This window comes from Kribbella pittospori (assembly GCF_004331465.1).
Taxonomy (GTDB): domain Bacteria; phylum Actinomycetota; class Actinomycetes; order Propionibacteriales; family Kribbellaceae; genus Kribbella; species Kribbella pittospori.
Window position 1 is genome coordinate 524379 of the sequence record NZ_SJKB01000001.1, and the last position, 15064, is coordinate 539442.

14 protein-coding genes are annotated in these 15064 nt (G+C 69.5%); 8 read left to right on the forward strand and 6 right to left on the reverse strand.

The features are described 5' to 3' along the window. Positions 1–81 precede the first annotated feature (81 nt). A complete protein-coding gene (locus E0H73_RS02445; protein ID WP_238163845.1) occupies positions 82–552 on the reverse strand; it encodes a hypothetical protein in 471 nt (156 codons plus the stop codon). Between the two features lie 163 nt (positions 553–715). Here E0H73_RS02445 and E0H73_RS02450 point away from each other — a divergent pair, with 163 nt between their 5' ends. Next, a complete protein-coding gene (locus tag E0H73_RS02450) occupies positions 716–3700 on the forward strand; it encodes a bifunctional [glutamine synthetase] adenylyltransferase/[glutamine synthetase]-adenylyl-L-tyrosine phosphorylase (RefSeq protein ID WP_131350537.1) in 2985 nt (994 codons plus the stop codon). Positions 3701–3784: 84 nt separating this feature from the next. Continuing rightward, positions 3785–4495, forward strand: a complete 711-nt coding sequence (trmB, locus tag E0H73_RS02455) for a tRNA (guanosine(46)-N7)-methyltransferase TrmB (RefSeq protein ID WP_131350539.1) — start codon at positions 3785–3787, stop codon at positions 4493–4495. Here the strand turns inward: trmB and E0H73_RS02460 are convergent. Continuing rightward, positions 4476–7109 carry a family 78 glycoside hydrolase catalytic domain gene (locus E0H73_RS02460; protein ID WP_131350541.1) on the reverse strand — a complete coding sequence of 878 codons (2634 nt, stop codon included), beginning with the start codon at positions 7107–7109 and terminating at the stop codon, positions 4476–4478. The genes trmB and E0H73_RS02460 overlap by 20 nt on opposite strands. Positions 7110–7423: 314 nt before the next feature. Here E0H73_RS02460 and E0H73_RS02465 point away from each other — a divergent pair, with 314 nt between their 5' ends. The 5 genes from E0H73_RS02465 to E0H73_RS47005 all read left to right on the forward strand — a co-directional run bounded on the left by E0H73_RS02465 (position 7424) and on the right by E0H73_RS47005 (position 11633). Beyond that, a complete protein-coding gene (locus E0H73_RS02465) occupies positions 7424–8335 on the forward strand; it encodes a sulfite exporter TauE/SafE family protein (RefSeq protein ID WP_131350543.1) in 912 nt (303 codons plus the stop codon). Between the two features lie 62 nt (positions 8336–8397). Continuing rightward, complete coding sequence (locus E0H73_RS02470; RefSeq protein ID WP_131350545.1) at positions 8398–9465, forward strand: ABC transporter substrate-binding protein; 1068 nt, start codon at positions 8398–8400, stop codon at positions 9463–9465. A gap of 17 nt (positions 9466–9482) precedes the next feature. After that, complete coding sequence (locus tag E0H73_RS02475; protein ID WP_131350547.1) at positions 9483–10277, forward strand: ABC transporter ATP-binding protein; 795 nt, start codon at positions 9483–9485, stop codon at positions 10275–10277. Then, positions 10264–11139, forward strand: coding sequence for an ABC transporter permease (locus E0H73_RS02480; protein ID WP_131350549.1), 876 nt, complete (start codon positions 10264–10266; stop codon positions 11137–11139). Before E0H73_RS02475 ends, E0H73_RS02480 begins: the two co-directional genes overlap by 14 nt. 17 nt (positions 11140–11156) lie before the next feature. Then, positions 11157–11633, forward strand: a complete 477-nt coding sequence (locus tag E0H73_RS47005; RefSeq protein ID WP_238163763.1) for a PLD nuclease N-terminal domain-containing protein — start codon at positions 11157–11159, stop codon at positions 11631–11633. 59 nt (positions 11634–11692) lie between these two features. Here E0H73_RS47005 and E0H73_RS02490 read toward each other — a convergent pair whose 3' ends face one another. The 4 genes from E0H73_RS02490 to E0H73_RS02505 all read right to left on the reverse strand — a co-directional run bounded on the left by E0H73_RS02490 (position 11693) and on the right by E0H73_RS02505 (position 13695). Continuing rightward, positions 11693–11986, reverse strand: coding sequence for a WhiB family transcriptional regulator (locus E0H73_RS02490; RefSeq protein ID WP_131350551.1), 294 nt, complete (start codon positions 11984–11986; stop codon positions 11693–11695). A gap of 211 nt (positions 11987–12197) precedes the next feature. After that, on the reverse strand, positions 12198–12746 hold the full coding sequence (locus tag E0H73_RS02495) for a histidine phosphatase family protein (RefSeq protein ID WP_131350553.1): 549 nt from the start codon (positions 12744–12746) through the stop codon (positions 12198–12200). 9 nt (positions 12747–12755) lie between these two features. Beyond that, positions 12756–13115 carry a hypothetical protein gene (locus tag E0H73_RS02500; RefSeq protein WP_238163764.1) on the reverse strand — a complete coding sequence of 120 codons (360 nt, stop codon included), beginning with the start codon at positions 13113–13115 and terminating at the stop codon, positions 12756–12758. A 64-nt stretch (positions 13116–13179) separates the two neighbouring features. Beyond that, entirely contained in the window at positions 13180–13695 is a 516-nt protein-coding gene (locus E0H73_RS02505) for a GNAT family N-acetyltransferase (protein WP_131350555.1), read from the reverse strand. A gap of 252 nt (positions 13696–13947) precedes the next feature. Here E0H73_RS02505 and E0H73_RS02510 point away from each other — a divergent pair, with 252 nt between their 5' ends. Beyond that, positions 13948–15042, forward strand: coding sequence for a 3-deoxy-7-phosphoheptulonate synthase (locus tag E0H73_RS02510; RefSeq protein ID WP_131350557.1), 1095 nt, complete (start codon positions 13948–13950; stop codon positions 15040–15042). Positions 15043–15064 lie beyond the last annotated feature (22 nt).

Genomic DNA, 15064 nt, shown 5'->3' on the forward strand with positions numbered 1-15064 from the left:
TCGATGATCCGTACGGGCTGCTGGGGCGAGGCCGCGATCCGGCCGAGCACCGGCAGCCCGTCGGATTTCGACAGAGTGTGTTCAGAGCTCGGCGACGTGGAGCGGCGCCTGGTCGGAGGCGTGCTCCGAGGTCGTCGTCCAGCGGGCCGCGGCGGTCGAGTGCCGGTACGGCGGATCGGCCGGCGAAGCCGGCGCGGTCAGATTGAGGTCCGGGAGCGGTGCGGGCTCGGCGGACGAGGTCACCTGGGTGCCGTCCGGTGCGAGCACCTGGACCTCTTCCACCGTGAGCAGACCGACCGGGCGGGTCCCTTCGGTGATCACGACGATGCAGCCCGGGATCACCTGCTGGGCGCGGTTGCCCTTGGACGGGACGAGGATCCCCTCCGCCGGCGTACGCCAGGCGCCCGGTGCGAACCGCCGCAGGGCGATCCCCGCTTGCCCGTCCTCCGCGGTGCGCGGTGGCACGTACGCGGTGGCTGTGTAGTCGTAGTCGTAGTCCGGATCGGGCGGCCCGGACACCCGCCCACCCTGCCGAGGCGTCAACCAAACCACAGTGCCTCGCACGGCGAGCGACCCCGTCATCATGACCATGAACAGCCATCATGCCGACTACAGCCCGAATCCGCTACACGACACCGTGTATTCACTGCAACACACTTGGTATCCAAACGAGGTGCCCGGTTCCCGCGCCCAGGGGCACGGGTAGCCTGCTGGGGTGGCTGAGGCTCGGAGGGGTTCCTGGGAAGGCCGGCTGGTTCGGCTGGGCTTCGGGGATCCGCAGCGGGCCGGGGTGATGCTGGAGCAACTGGACGCGCTGGACTCGCACAGCCCGATCGCCACCGCGCAGTTGATCAACACGCTGTCGGAGTGTGCGGATCCGGACCTCGCCCTGCGGGGACTCTGCGGGATGGTGGAGGCGCTGCGCCGGCACGAGTACGACGTCGCCGCGTTCACCCGCACGCTGGAGATGGACGACGACTTCCGCCGCCGGCTCGTCTTCGTGCTCGGCGCGAGTGAGGCATTCGGTCGCCATCTCGAAGTACACCCACGGCACTGGTACGACTTGGCCGATCCTGCGCTGGCCGCCGTACGTCCGACACCTGACGACGTCCGCGCCAGGCTCGCCACGGCTGTCGACGCACCCAACCCGGTCGACGCGTTGCGGATCGAATACCGGCGTCTGCTGCTCCGGCTCGCCGCCCGCGACCTCGCTGAAGGGCTGCTGGTCGACGAGGTCGCCGCCGTACTGGCCGACCTCGCCGGGGGAGCGCTGGAGACCGCGCTCCACATCGCCCGCAACGAGTACTTCGCCGCCCACCCCGGCGCCGCCGACTGCCGCCTCGCGATCATTGCCATGGGCAAGTGTGGCGGCCGCGAACTCAACTACGTCAGCGACGTCGACGTCCTCTTCGTCGCCGAACCGCATGACGGAGACCCCGAAGTCCCGGCCCTCAAGACCGCGACCAACCTGGCCGCCGCGGCGATGCGGATCTGCTCGGAGCACACCGGCGAGGGCACCCTCTGGCCGGTCGACGCCGCCCTCCGCCCCGAAGGCAAGTCCGGGCCGCTGGTTCGCACCCTCGACAGTCACCTCGCCTATTACCAGCGGTGGGCGAAGACCTGGGAGTTCCAGGCCCTGCTCAAGGCGCGCCCGGTCGCCGGTGACGCCAAGCTCGGCGAGCAGTACGCCGAGAAGACCGCCGAGCTGGTCTGGTCCGCTGCCGACCGCGAAGGCTTCGTCGACGACGTCCAGGCCATGCGCCGGCGCGTCATCGACCACATCCCGGCGGCCGACGTCGACCGCCAACTGAAGCTCGGCCCCGGCGGTTTGCGCGACGTGGAGTTCGCCGTACAGCTTCTGCAACTCGTCCATGGCCGGAGTGACGAAGCGGTCCGCAGCGGTACAACGCTGGTTGCGCTCGAGTCGCTGACTGCCAACGGGTACGTCGGGCGCACCAACGGCGCCGTCCTCGCGGACGCGTACCGCTTCCTCCGGTCGATGGAGCACCGCATCCAGCTGTACCGCTTGCGTCGTACTCACCAGGTCCCTGACGACGAGGCCGATCTCCGCCGCCTCGGCCGCTCACTCGGCTTCACCAAGAACCCGGTGAGCGACCTGACCGCGGCCTGGAAGAAGCACGCGCTCGAGGTTCGGCGGCTGCACGAGAAGCTGTTCTACCGACCGCTGCTCGCCGCAGTCGCCCGCATCCCCGGCGTCGAGGTCCGCCTGACCCCGGAGGCCGCGAAGCAACGCCTGACCGCCCTCGGGTACGCCGATCCCGCCTCGGCGCTGCGACACATCGAGGCACTGTCCGGTGGGGTGTCGCGGCGGTCGTCGATCCAGAAGGCGCTCCTGCCGGCCATGCTCGGCTGGTTCGCGGAGTCGCCCGACCCGGACGCCGGCCTGCTCGCGTTCCGGACGATCTCGGACACCCTCGGGTCGACCCCCTGGTACCTGCGTCAGCTCCGCGACGAGGGCGCGTCGGCCGAGCGCCTCGCGCACCTGCTCGCCAGCGGCCGGTACGCCGTCGACCTGCTGCAGCGTGCGCCGGAGGCGACCGCGATGCTCGCCGACGAGCGCGAGCTCGTCCCGCGCTCCCAAGAGGCACTGCTGGTCGAGATGTCCGCAGCCGCCGGCCGCCAGGAGCAACCCGAGGCGGCAGTGGCCGCGATCCGCGCGGTCCGGCGCCGTGAACTCTTCCGGACCGCCGCGGCCGACCTGTCCGGTCTGCTCGACGTCGAGACGGTCGGGGAGGGCCTGACCGCGATCGCGGTGGGCACACTGACCACCGCACTAGAGGTGGCCAAGCGTGCGGTGGCGAAGGGCGAGCCCGAGCCGACCCGGATGTCGATCGTGGCGATGGGCCGCTTCGGTGGTCACGAGCTTGGGTACGGCAGCGACGCCGACGTGATGTTCGTCCACGACCCGCTGCCGGGTGCGGACGAGAGGGCAGCGACCGACTTCGCGACCCAGGCGGCGACCGAGCTGCGCCGGTTGCTCGCGTTGCCGGGCGCGGATCCCGCGGTCGCGATCGACGCAGACCTGCGTCCCGAGGGCCGTCAAGGACCGTTGGTCCGGACGCTGGCGTCGTACGCCTCGTACTACGCGCGCTGGTCGGCGGTGTGGGAGGCGCAGGCGCTGCTGCGGGCCGACCCGCTGTGCGGCGACCCCGAGCTGTGCGCGTCGTTCCGCGAGCTGATCGACCCGCTGCGCTACCCGGCCGATGGGGTCAGCGAGCGCGACGTGATGGAGATCCGCCGGATCAAGGCACGCGTCGATGCGGAACGCCTGCCGCGTGGTGCCGACCCGAGCACGCACACCAAGCTCGGCCGCGGCGGCCTGGCCGACATCGAGTGGACCGTGCAGCTGTTGCAGCTTCGCGAAGCACACCGCCTGCCAGAGCTCCGTACGACGCGCACTCTCGGCGCACTGCGCGTCGCGGTGGACGCAGGCCTGGTGGAAGCGGCCGAGGCGGCCACTCTGCGCGAGGCGTGGGAGCTGGCGACCCGGATCCGGAACGCGATCATGCTCGTCCGCGGCCGGCCCGGCGACTCGTTGCCCCGCGATCCCCGCGACCTCTCGTCGGTCGCCCAGATCTGCGGCTATCCGCCCGGCGAGTCCAGCCGCTTCTCCGACGACTACCTCCGCATCACGCGCCGCGCCCACAACACCGTCGCCCACCTCTTCTGGGACGACTGACACCTGGCCAACCTCAAGACGTACCTAAGGACCTCTCGCACCCTCGCGGTCGAGTTCTGAGGCGGGTTTTCTAGACTCGGCGTGGTGGAAAGGACGGATCAGGTCAGACAGGCGGGCGTGTTCAGCCACGTCCGGCGCACTGTCCGGATGACGGTCGGGCAGAAGCGGGTCTGGGAGACGCGCTGGTCCGAGCTGGGCCGGAAGCTGGAAGAACTCCCGCCGGGTGATGTCGATCTCGACGAGTGGTTCGGCCGGGAGGCGCCGACCGTTCTCGAGATCGGATCCGGGATGGGTGACGCGACCGCCCAGCTCGCGGTCGCCGCGCCGGAGATCAACCACCTGGCCGCCGAGGTGTACCCGCCCGGCCTCGGGCAGTTGATGCTGTGGGTGGAGAAGTACGACCTCGACAACGTCCGGTTGCTGGACGGCGACGCGCTCGACTTCCTCCGCGATCACGTGGCACCGGGCGCCTTGTCCGGCGTACGGATCTACTTCCCGGACCCGTGGCCGAAGAAGCGGCACCACAAGCGCCGGCTGGTGACGCCGCCGTTCATCGCGCTGGTGGCGTCCCGGCTGCAGCCCGGTGGAACGTTGCATCTGGCAACCGACTGGGCGGACTACGCGGACCGGATGCTCGAGGTGTGCGAGGCCGAGCCGCAACTGCGTAACGCGTACGACGGCTGGGCCCCGCGCCCGGAGTGGCGTCCGGTCACCAAGTTCGAGTCCCGCGCCCAGGCCGAGGGCCGGGCGGTGCGGGATCTCCTCTACACGAAGGTCACGCCGACCGACTCGTGAAGCTCCAGTGCCCCGCCGGCACCGTGTAGACGGTGTAGCCGTCCTGGTACGACGGTTCGCTCGCGAACTGACCCGGTACGACGGTCACGTCCGATGGCGCCGTGGACGGTACGTGGACCTCGGCCGTCGTACCGACCGGCAGATGTACGTCGAGGGACAGCACCCGGCTGACCTGCCGCCACACCACCGAGACCCGGCCGCGAATCGTGTCGGTGTGGATGCTCGCCGAACTCGTCTCGTCGCGCGCGTCCGGCCGGACCACGATCCGCTCCCAGCCCGCCTCGACGTTGCGGAGTCCGGCGACGTTCTCGTAGATCCACTGGACGACAGTGCCCTGGAAGTAGTGGTTCCGCGATCGCGAGTCCTCCTCCCACTTCTCCCACATCGTGTCCGCGCCGAGATCGAACCAGTAGCCCCAGCTCGGATACGAGCGCTGCAACGCGACCTTCGTCGCGGCCTCGCCGTACCCGTGAGCGGTCAGCACCGGCAGCAGTTCGCCGACGCCGAGGCAGCCGGTGTTGAGGTGGAAGCCACGCGCCTCAACGTCCGCCGCGAGGTTCGCGGCGACCCGTGGCACGAGCTCGTCGGGCACGATCCCGAAGGCCAGCGGCACCGCGTTCGAGGTCTGCCGGTAGTCCGGATCGTCGGCCGACCGGTAGAGCCCGGCCTCACGATCCAGGAACGCCCGGTTCAGTCCGTCGGCCAGCTCGGCCGCCGCCTTCCGGTAGTCGTTCGGCTTGCCGATCAGGTCACCGATCTCAGCGGTCACGAGAACAGCGCGATAGAGGTACGCCGTACCCGTGAGCCGCCTGTCCTCAGGCGCCGGGCCGCGACCGTAGCCGGGCGGCAGCCAGTCGCCGAGCACGCTGATGGACAGCCCGTCGTCGACCCGGTCGAGCTCCCAGGCCAGGTAGCGGGTCAGCGAGTCCCAGTGCTCGCGCAGCAGCCGCTCGTCGCCGTACGCGCGGTGCATCTCGCGCAGCAGGAACGGGTAGGCGGTCGGCCACTCGGTCGCGGGGGAGAGGTCGGTGAAGCCCCAGCCACTGGACGGGACGATCACCGGCAACTGCCCGGACTCGGCCTGGCTGTCCCGGATGTCGTCGAGCCACTTGGTGAAGAAGCGGGCCATATCGAGTGACGCCAACATCGTCGGCCCGCCGACCTGCGCGTCCCCGGTCCACCCGTTCTTCTCCATGAACGGTGTGTCGGTCGGGATGCCATGCAGGTTGTTCAGAATCGTCCGCCGCATCGCCTGGTCGAACTGCTCGTACGGCGCCTGGGCCGACGTGAACCTGGTCACCGTACCGACGTCGGAGTGCGCAATGCGCATCAGTACGTCGGGACGCTCGATCACGCCGTCGATCTGAACATAGCGGAAGCCCTTGTAGGAGAAGCGCGGCTCCCACTCCTCGACACCGTTGCCGGCGGCAATGTACTCGTCGCGCTGGATCCGGTCGCCCTCGACGTGCCGGTTCACTGCGACCACGTTGCCATCAGCAAGCGTCTCACCGTGGGTCAGGCCAACGACTGTCCCGGCCGGCGCGGTCACGGTGAGCTTGGTCCAGCCGGCCGTGGTCTGGCCGAAGTCCGCGACCCACACCCCGGGCCGCAGCTCGGTGAGCTCGACTGGCGCAACGGTCTCGACCACCCGGATCGGCTCGTGGGCCTGTCCCTGCAGCCGTCCCTTCGGCGCGTCGACCACAGCCGCCGCGGACCAGGCGGAGTCGTCGAAGCCGGCCGTGTCCCAGCCGGGGAGGGCGCGGCGGGCGTCGTACGTCTCTCCTTCGTAGAGGGAGTCCGAGAGGGTTGGGCCGCCGGTGATGCGCCAGGACTCGTCCGAGACCACCTCGGTTGCGCGGCCGTCGTCGTACTCGACGACGAGGCGGGCGATCAGTCGCGGCTCGGAGGTCCAGGGCGCCTCGTGCCAGCGCCAGGAGTTCGGTGATGTGAGTCCGAAGAAGCCGCGGCCGAGCTCAGCGCCGACCACGTTGTCGCCGGTGCGGACGAGGTCGGTGACGTCGTGGGTCACGTAGAGGACGGTGTGGTCGTAGTCGGTGAAGCCGGGGTCGAGGACCGCATCGCTCACCGCCTGACCGTTGAGGCGCAGGTCGGCGTACCCGAGGCCGCTCGAATAGAGGCGAGCGCGTCGCACTGTGCCGTCGACGGCGAAAGCCTTGCGCAGCAGTGGAGCGCTCTCCACGTGGCCGCCGATCCACCGCGCGGGTCCGAAGCCCTCGTCGAGGAGGCCGGTCTCGAACCATTCCGGTGTAGCCCACTCGCCTTCACGGTCCAGTCCGTCCCACAGCCGGACGGTCCAGTGGTAGCGCGTGCGTGCGGTCAGCGGCGGGCCGTCGTACTCGATGCCGAAGGTGCGCGCCGAGCTCACCTTGCCGGAGTCCCAGATGTCCGCGCTCTCCGGCGTCAGCAACTCCGGCGTGCTCGCGACCAGGATCCGGTACGCCGTCTGGGTCGCGCCGTATCCGGGCGCGGCGGCGATCCAGCTCAACCGAGGCCGCGACACGTCGGTGCCCAGTGGCCGGACGGCGTACTCGGTCTTCAGCGTTCCGGCGTGCAGTGGACCCCCAGGCGTCCAACCGTCCGGCAGATCAGGCATCAGGCTGCTCCTCAGCTCATCGGCACCCCGAGGACCGTAGGCAGCCCGCCGCCAGGCTTTCAACAATCTGACCACAACCGGCCGACGCATCCGTCCGCTCAGCGATTTGTCGTCTCACATCGCGAAACCTGAGCATGTCACTCGACTTTGTCCGCTTTCATGGACTCATGCAGGTCACTCGAAACGCTCCCGGCGACGCGCTCACGCGGCGCCGGCATGTCGACCTGCTGCGCGTGAACTCCTCGGGTTGTCGGCCTTCGGCGTAGGACTCCGCCCTCCGTCACCGTCTCCTCCCGACCCGTAGGAGCAGTTCCGTGCGTCGTCTCATCCTGATCGCCTTGCTGGGCTCCGTCGCCCAACTCGTCGACGGCACCCTCGGCATGGCCTACGGCGTCACCGCCAGCACGGCCCTGCTGATCACCGGGATCACCCCGGCCGTCGCGTCCGCTTCGGTCCATCTCGCCGAGGTGGGCACCACACTCGCGTCCGGTATCTCCCACTGGCGCTTCGGCAACGTCGACTGGCGCGTGGTCGCGCTCATCGGTGTGCCGGGAGCCGTGGGCGCGTTCGCGGGTGCGACGTTCCTGTCCAGCCTGTCGACCGAGTCGGCGTCGGTGTGGGTCGCAGCCCTTCTGCTCCTGCTCGGCGTCTACATCCTGGCCCGGTTCGGCACCGGCAAGGTGCGGGCCGTGATCGAGGGTCGGCCGGCGGGCCGGTTCCTCGGGCCGTTGGGTCTGGTGGCCGGCTTCATCGACGCCACCGGTGGTGGCGGCTGGGGTCCGGTCGCGAACTCGGCGCTGCTCAGCAGCGGCAAGCTCGCGCCGCGGCGGTCGGTCGGCTCGGTCAACGCCGCGGAGTTCCTCGTCTCGGTCGCTGCGAGCATCGGCTTCCTGTTCGGACTCGGCGGGAAGAACCTGCCGTACGACATCGTCGCCGCGCTGCTGATCGGCGGCGTCATCGCGGCTCCGTTGGCCGCCTGGCTGGTGTCGCGACTGGCGACTCGCTGGCTCGGTGTCGGTGTCGGCCTGGTGCTGATCCTGACCAACGCCCGCACGCTGATGAACGGCCTCGACGTCGCCGCCGCCCCGCGCTACCTCGCGTACGGCGTACTCATCGTCGGCTGGGCCGCGGTCGTCGTGTACGGCGTACTGTTCGCCGGCCACCGCGCCGTCGCCGAGGCCGAGCGCGCCCTGGACGACGAGCGCGAGCTCGAGACCGCCTCCTGACCTGTTCCTTCCTTCCTTCCGCCCGCGGCCGTCCGGCTGCCTGCACCACCGAAGGTCTGCTTGTGAGTATCCACAGCATCCGTCCTGTCCGCCTGCTCGCCGCCGTCCTGGCTCTGTCGGCCGCCGTCACCGGCTGCTCGCGGGCTGACCGCGACGAGGCTCCGGTCGCGTCGACCGACAAGGGCCCGGCCACCGAGCTGCGGCTCGGCTACTTCCCGAACGTCACCCATGCCGCCGCCCTGGTCGGTCTCGACCAGGGCCTGTTCACCAAGGAACTCGGCAGCACGAAGCTGGTGCCGACCAAGTTCAACGCCGGCCCGGAAGCGGTCGGCGCGCTGCTCGGCGGCTCGCTGGACGCGTCGTTCATCGGCTCCGGTCCCGCGATCAACGCCTACGCGAAGTCCAACGGCGAGGCCGTCCGGCTGATCGCCGGTACGACGTCCGGCGGCGCGCAACTGGTGGTGAAGCCGACGATCACCAAGCCGGCCGACCTGGCCGGCAAGACCGTCGTCACCCCGCAACTCGGCAACACCCAGGACGTGTCGCTGAAGAAGTGGCTGGCGGAGAACAAGCTCACCGGCAAGGTCAAGGTCACCAACCTGGAGAACGCGCAGACGCTGGACGCGTTCAAGCAGGGCGACGTGGACGCGGCCTGGCTGCCCGAGCCCTGGTCGTCGCGGCTGGTCCTGGACGCCGGCGCGAAGGTCTTGCTGGACGAGGCGTCGCTGTGGCCGGACGGGAAGTTCCCGACCACGGTGCTGATCGTGCGGACCCAGTTCCTGCAGGAGCACCCCGAGACCGTGAAGGCGCTGCTGTCCGGTCTGGTCTCGGCGATCGACTTCGCCACGACCGACAAGGCTGCAGCCGAGACCGCGGTGAACAAGCAACTCAAGGAAGCCACCGGCAAGGCTCTGCAGCCGGCCGTGATCGACCGCGCGTTCCAGAACATCCAGATCACCGCGGACCCGATCGCGTCGACGTTCCCGCAGCTGGCCAAGGACCAGGTCACCGCGGGCATCGCGAAGGAAGCACCGGCGGTGGCCGGATTCGCGGACCTCGGCCCGCTGAACGACGTACTGAGCAAGGCAGGCAAGCCGGCCGTCGACGCGGCCGGTCTGGACACGAAGTAATCACCAGGGAGGCAGCCATGACCGCGACCGTCGAGGCCGATCGGGCCGTAGTGGACAGCGTGAGTCCGGTGCGGTTTCACCAAGTGGGCAAGGCGTTCGGGAGCGGCCGGTCGGCGGTCGTGGCGCTCGAGGGTGTCGATCTGGAGGTAGCTGCAGGGGAGTTCGTCTGCCTGCTCGGAGCATCCGGCTGCGGCAAGACCACACTGCTCAACCTGGTCGCCGGTCTGGATCAGCCGACGAGTGGACGGATCGAGCTGAGCTCCTCTCGGCCAGCAGTGGTGTTCCAGGAGGCCGCGCTCATGCCGTGGTTGACGGCAGCCGGGAATGTCGAGCTGCCGTTGCGGATGGCCGGCGTACCGAAGGCACGGCGGCGTGCGAAGGCTGCTGAGCTGCTGGAGCTGGTCCGGCTGGGCGGACTGGGTGACAAGCGTCCGCACGAGCTGTCGGGCGGGATGCGGCAGCGGGTCGCGTTGGCCCGTGCATTGGCATCCACGACGGACAACACCGGCTCCGGTGCGGGCAAGCCGTCACTGCTGCTGATGGACGAGCCGTTCTCCGCGCTCGACGCGATCACCCGGGACGTCCTGCAGGGTGAGCTGCTGCGGATCTGGCGTGCGACCGGTACGGCGATCCTGTTCGTGACGCACGACGTTCGCGAGGCCGTGCGGCTCGGGCAACGCGTCGTACTGCTGTCGTCCCGGCCTGGCCGGGTCGTGCGGCAGTGGGACGTCGACCAGCTGCCCGAGGCTGAGGCAGTCGACGAGATCAACACCGAGCTTCGCAGGGTGATCAGTAGTCATGCCGCAGCTTGATCTTCAGGAAGGCTCGGTCGAGGCAGGCCTGGATGCGCTGGACACGCCGGTCCATTCCAGTCAGGGTTCCCTCGCCCGAAGGATCGCGGCGCGGGCGTTCCCGCCCATCGGTGCAGTCGTGCTGCTGGTTGCTGTGTGGCAGGTGTTGTGGGCGGCGGCGTTCTGGCCCGAGTTCAAGCTGCCGGCTCCGCTCGCCGTGTGGGCCCAGATCTGGCAGCTGGTGACGTCGGGGGAGATCCTCGAACTCTTCTGGGTGTCCGTGCATCGGGCGGTGATCGGCTTCGCGCTGTCGCTGCTGATCGCCGTACCGCTCGGCCTGGCGATCGCCAACAGCAGAGTCGTACGGCGAGGAATCGGGCCACTGGTGTCCGGGTTGCAGAGCCTGCCGTCGGTGGCGTGGGTGCCAGCCGCGATCCTGTGGTTCGGATTGAACGACCGGGCGATCTACTGGGTCGTGCTGCTGGGTGCCGTGCCGTCGATCGCGAACGGGCTGATGTCCGGTCTGGATCAGGTGCCGCCGATCCTGCCGCGGGTCGGGAAGGCGCTCGGAGCGGGACGGCTGAGCGGGATCCGGTACATCCTGCTGCCGGCCGCGCTGCCCGGATTCCTCGGCGGACTCAAGCAGGGCTGGGCGTTCTCGTGGCGGTCGCTGATGGCCGCCGAGTTGATCGCGACGTCGCCGGACCTCGGTCAGGGACTCGGCCAGTTCCTGCACAACGGGATGTCGCTGTCGGACATCTCGATGGTGTTCGCGGGCATCCTGCTGATCTTCGTCGTCGGCGTCGGGATCGAACTGCTGGTGTTCCGGCCACTGGAGAACTCGGTGTTGCGCGCGCGGGGTCTGACCGTCACTGCGCGCTGACGCCGTACTGTTGGAGCGTGGTCCGATTCCTGCCGTTCCTGATCAGCCTGGTGCTCAGCGTGTACGCGCTGTTCTCCTGCATCCAGACGCCCGACGAGGACGTGCCGCATCTGCCGAAGCTGGTGTGGATCGTCCTGATCGTGTTCGTCCCGTTCGTCGGGCCGATCGTCTGGCTGCTCATGTCGCGCACCCAGGGGAGCCGTCGGGAAGTCACGGGCCGGCCGCCACGGCCGTCCGCACGCCCGGTCGCGCCCGATGACGATCCGGACTTCCTGAAGACGCTGGATCGCTACCGGGACCCGCGGACCACGGTCAAGCCGCCGCACGACGACCAGCTGCACGACCGCCCCGAGGACCGGCCGCAGGACACCGTGCCGAAGCCCGAGCCGAAGCCCGCGGACACCGACGAGCCGGAGCCCGAGCCCAAGGCGAAGGACCCCGAGACGACGCCGGAGGCCGAGACCACCTCAGAGCCCGACGACGGCAAGGCCTGAGCTTGCGCGCAGGCCCTGCCGGTCAGGGCTTGTGTGGTGGTGAGTGGACGAACAGCGCCTCACGCAGACTTTCGGTGCTCGGGCAGGAGGGTGTTGTCGCGCTCCGACTCGGTGGTGCCGCCCCAGACGCCGTACGGCTCTCCGACCGAGAGTGCGTGCTGACGGCACTCCGGCTGGACCGGGCAGGTCCCGCACAGGGACTTGGCCACCATCTCGCGGGCGCGTTTTCGCACGCCACGCTCCGACTCGGGCGAGAAGAACAGCTCTGGGTTGACGTCGCGGCACGCGGCCTGCGACTGCCAGTCCCACAGATCCATGAGCGGGCGGGGTAGGCGAGGCATCCCTCTCGACATGGCAACCTCCTTGACTCACCGTGAGCGCGGACGGGCGCTCGGTGAAAACTATGCTCAACTCATGGCGAGTTCAACCCTTGTTGTCTCGAACTTCGGTCCATTCGTTATCGGCAGGTGTCGTCGCGTGCCGTGATCAGGGCCGGATCACGCGGTGAGTGTGTTCACGTCATCACCGGGTGTGACTTGCGCCACTTATCGCGTGACGGAGCGGTCAGACCTCGCCGGCCGCGTCGAACCGGTAGTACTCGTGCGCGCCGTGCGGGGTGCCGGTCTCGCCGGTCAGGGCGCGGATGACCATCGCGTGCGTGATCGCCAGCACCGGGCCGTCCGTGCTCGCGGACTGCCGGGTGAGTGCCGCGCGGGCCCGCTCACGGACCCGGGACAGCGGCTCCCAGGGCCGTTGGATGCCTTCCGGCCACTCACCGTCGTACGCCTCGAACTCGGCCTGTGCGGCCCGTACGTCGGCGATGCCGCGCCACGCGCCGGTGTGGTCCGGCAGCCAGTCGCGCAGGTCGTAGTCGACCCGGACGCCGAGGGCCAGCCGGTGGCCGATGATCGCGGCGCTCTGCAGCGCGCGGGTGAACGGGGAACTGACCAGGTACGTCGCTCCGATCCCGCTGAGCAGGTCCGCGAGCTCCTGGGCCTGTTTGGTCCCGAGCGGGGTGAGCGGGGCGGAGTCGGCCGCCATCCCGGGCCAGCCCCGGGAATCGATCGGCTCGTAGTCCGGCTCACCGTGCCGGACCAGATAAATCTGTGTCACGGCCATGTTCTACCGGAGATGGCGGGCGCCTGCCCATCCTCGGGCGTGGCTGATCGGGGACGGATCCGCGACGGACTCGGGTGGACGGATCTCGTGCAGCTCGTCGAAGAGGTGGTCGATGTCGGCGGCGGGATGCGCGCGTGCCGCCGGCTGCGCCTCGATCCAGCGCACCTCGGTCGCGCCGTGGTGGCCGTGCACCGCGAGCACCGAATGCAGATTCGGCCACACCGCGGTCGCGGGATTGTCGCCGCACCAGCGCAGCGCCACCGACCCGTCGCTGAACTCGCAGCCCTCTGCGACGACTCCCGTGCCCGACACGCCACTGGGATCCCGGTAACGAACCAGCTCGAAGGTCCGTGGCCTCACCACCGTGCTGCACTCCTCATCGTGTCGACCCGTCTTGCAGCCCTCAACGAGCCCGGACCGCCTGCGGTTACTGCGGAGTGACAGTCCGGCGCATGAAGATCCGTTGGGCCGGGTCGAGTCCGAACGCCGTCTCGACGGCCAGGAGTTCGGTCAGACCGGGAGTCCACTCGTCCGGCCGCAACTCCACGAAGCCGAGGCGGGCGTAGTACGGCCCGTTCCAGGGCACGCTGCGGAAGGTGCTGAGAGTGAGTGCCTTCAGGCCCTGTCCGGCGGCCCACGAGTCGACATGCTCGATCAACTGGCGGCCGAGGCCCTGACCCTGGTGGTCCGGATCGACGCTCACCTGCTCGATGTGCGCCGCGTCGTCGACCAGGGTGACCAGGACGAAGCCGGTCGGACGGTCGTCGCTGCCGGTCGCGACCCAGAGCCGGCCGGCCTGGCGACTCTGCTCGAACAACTCGAGCGGCGGTGCTGGATGCTCGGCGATGTCGGTCATGCCGATGTCGCGGAAGAGGACGCCGGCGGCGACCTCGAGCTCGCGCAGGAGTTCCAGTTCGTCCTGTCGCGCAGTACGAATGTTCACGCGCTGAGACAACCATGACCGAGGCGCGGATGCCACGGACTTTCCGCGCCGGTGGTACTCTCGGTCCCGTGAAGCGCAGCTATTGGCGATTTTTTGAGTGGCCGGCCTTGGTGCCGGGCGACTCAGCCGATCGCTGACGCCCACCGAAGACACCAGAGCCGGCCCGAAGGCAAGGACATCCGTCCTTGCCTTTTCTCGTTCCCAGCCGGCTGCTTGCGACCTTCCGCGGCGTCGGCGGAAAGGTCCCCAGTCATGCACACCATCCCCCAACGCCAATCGATACCGCAGGCCAGTCAGGCGGCCGTCGTCGATCGACGGATCGAGAAGACCGTCCCCTTGGTCACTCCGCTCGCGTTGCACGATGAGCTCCCGCTGAGTGACTCCCTGGCCCGGACCGTCGTCGACGGCCGTCAGGCGGTCGCCGACGTACTGAACGGCGTCGACGACCGCCTGCTGGTCGTCGTCGGCCCCTGCTCGGTGCACGATGCAAAGGCGGCCCTCGAGTACGCCGAACGCCTCCGCCCGGTCGCCGAGCGACTCTCCGACGGCCTGCTGGTCGTGATGCGCGTGTACTTCGAGAAGCCGCGCTCGACCCTGGGCTGGAAGGGTCTGATCAACGACCCGGGCCTGGACGGCTCCGGTGACGTGAACCGCGGCCTGCGGACCGCCCGGCACTTGCTGCTGCAGGTGCTCGAGCTCGGCCTTCCGGTCGGCTGCGAGTTCCTCGACCCGATCACGCCGCAGTACATCGCCGATCTCGTCGGGTGGGGCGCCATCGGCGCCCGGACCGTGGAGAGCCAGGTCCACCGCCAGCTGTCGTCCGGTCTGTCGATGCCGGTCGGCATGAAGAACCGTCCCGACGGTTCGATCAGTACGGCGGTCGACGCGATCAAGGCGGCTTCGGTCCCGCACGTGTTCACCGGTATCGACCACGACGGTGCACCGGCCATCCTGCACACCCGCGGCAACCCGGACTGCCACCTCGTACTGCGCGGCTCCGACGGTGGACCCAACTACGACGCCGAGTCGGTCGCGGGAGCCCAGGAACTACTGCGGAAGGCGGGTCTCGCGGAGCGGGTCGTCGTCGACTCGAGCCATGGCAACAGCCGCAAGGACCACCGCCGGCAGCCGGTGGTTGCGGGCGAGATCGGTGCGCAGGTGGCCGCGGGCAACCGGGCGGTCGTCGGCGTGATGCTGGAGTCGTTCCTGACCGAGGGACGGCAGGACCTCGACCCGACGCGCGAGCTGACCTACGGGCAGTCGATCACCGACGCCTGCATGGGTTGGGAAACCACCGAAGCAGTCCTCGAGAACCTCCGTGACGCAGTGGTCGCGCGACGCGGATAGCTGTTCATCTTGCGGCTGCGCG

Bases quoted from the DNA above. Each gene is read 5' to 3' on its own strand.
- E0H73_RS02460 (WP_131350541.1), bottom strand. From the start codon at position 7,109: ATGCCTGATCTGCCGGACGGTTGGACGCCTGGGGGTCCACTGCACGCC.
- E0H73_RS02475 (WP_131350547.1), top strand. From the start codon at position 9,483: ATGACCGCGACCGTCGAGGCCGATCGGGCCGTAGTGGACAGCGTGAGT.
- E0H73_RS02480 (WP_131350549.1), top strand. From the start codon at position 10,264: ATGCCGCAGCTTGATCTTCAGGAAGGCTCGGTCGAGGCAGGCCTGGAT.
- E0H73_RS02490 (WP_131350551.1), bottom strand. From the start codon at position 11,986: ATGTCGAGAGGGATGCCTCGCCTACCCCGCCCGCTCATGGATCTGTGG.
- E0H73_RS02510 (WP_131350557.1), top strand. From the start codon at position 13,948: ATGCACACCATCCCCCAACGCCAATCGATACCGCAGGCCAGTCAGGCG.